Source organism: Bradyrhizobium sp., from assembly GCF_049581145.1.
Lineage (GTDB): Bacteria > Pseudomonadota > Alphaproteobacteria > Rhizobiales > Xanthobacteraceae > Bradyrhizobium.
In genome coordinates this window covers 1-1,689 of record NZ_JBAURI010000385.1, presented here as the reverse complement: position 1 = coordinate 1,689, position 1,689 = coordinate 1, and the positions used below count along the sequence as shown (strand labels likewise).

The 1,689-nt window shown below is 67.2% G+C and carries 1 protein-coding gene; it reads left to right on the top strand.

Translation table 11 applies throughout. The features are described 5' to 3' along the window. A partial coding sequence (locus WCB02_RS12410) for a heparinase II/III family protein (RefSeq protein ID WP_423958514.1) occupies positions 1-1,581 on the top strand: 1,581 nt, incomplete at its 5' end. Between the last annotated feature and the right edge of the window lie 108 nt (positions 1,582-1,689).

Genomic DNA, 1,689 nt, shown 5'->3' with positions numbered 1-1,689 from the left:
GCCGAGATCTATGCCGGCCGCTTCGTGTTCGCCGGCAAGATCGTGACCTGCCACGGCCGCTCGATCTTCGACCTCGAGCCGCCGTCGGAGGACTGGGAGGTGGCGCTGCTCGGTTTCGGCTGGCTGCGGCATCTGCGCGCCGCCGACACCGCGCTGACCCGCGCCAACGCACGGGCGCTGCTGGAGGACTGGATTTCCAATCCGTCGCATAGCCGCCCGATTGCCCGCCGCGCCGACGTGCTGTCGCGTCGGGTGATCTCGATGTTGTCGCAGGCCCCGCTTGTGCTGGGCGATACCGACAGCAAATTCTACCGTCGCTATTTGCGCGGACTGACGCGGGAGATTCGCTATCTGCGCTTTGCGATGCTCGACAATCCCGACGGCATGCCGCGGCTGCAGGTGCTGATCGCGCTGTGCTATGCCTCGCTCTGCCTCGCCAACCAGGCCCGGCACATCCGCCATGCCAGCCGCAAGCTGTCGGACGAATTGCAGCAGCAGATCCTGCCCGACGGCGGGCACATTTCCCGCAATCCCGGCGCCCTGATCGAAATCCTGGTCGACCTGTTGCCGCTGCGGCAGACCTTTGCCGCGCGCAACATCGCGCCGCCGCCCGCGCTGTTGAACGCCATCGACCGCATGATGCCGATGCTGCGCTTCTTCCGGCACGGCGACGGCTCGATCGCCCTGTTCAACGGCATGAGCGGCACGCCCTCGGACATCCTGGCGACGCTGCTCGCCTATGACGACACCCACGGCACGCCGATGGCGAGCATGCCGCATTCGGGCTTTCAGCGCCTCGATGCCGGGCAGACTACCGTGATCATGGACACCGGGCCACCGCCGCCGCCGAATGTCAGTCACGAAGCCCATGCCGGCTGCCTGTCATTTGAATTGTCGTCCGGGACGAGCCGCATCATCATCAATTGCGGCATGCCCTCGACCGGCCGCGACAATTGGCGCGCCTTTGCGCGCAGCACGCCGGCGCATTCGACCCTGACATTTCACGACGTTTCATCCTGCCAGTTCGTCGAGCTGAGCGCGATGAAGCGGTTCCTGCACGGCGCGCCGATCGTCGCGGGACCTGTCATCGTCGACAATTTTCGCGAGGTGGTCACCAACGGCGTGCTGCTGACCACCACGCATGACGGCTACCTGCCGCGGTTCGGCGTGCTGCATCGCCGGCTGTTGATGCTGGCGCAGGACGGCTCCCGGCTCGACGGCGAGGACACCGTCGCGCCGGCGCCGGGCGGGCGCATCAAGGCCCACGAGACCGATTTTGCGATCCGCTTTCACCTGCACCCGTCGGTCAAGGCGAGCCGCCTCAGCGACGCGCGCGGCGTCATGCTGGTGCTGCCGAACCGCGACGTCTGGACCTTCGAGGCGCTCGACGACAAGGTCGATCTCGAGGACAGCGTGTTCCTGGCCGGGAATGACGGTCCCCGCCGCACCAGCCAGATCGTGATTCGGCAGGACTCGCGCTACGCCTCTTCGATCCGCTGGAGCTTTGTGCGCTCGACCTCGTCGCCCGCCGCCACCAACGCCCGGCGCAGCGGCCGCCACGAGCCGGAATTGCCGCTGTGATTGCGCTGGACGCCCGGGTCCCGCCATCCGGCTCCGGCCGGTTGACCGTTTCGCCGCCGGCCAAACCATGCTACGCGGCGACTGGCGCGCGATGACGTCAAGTTGAGA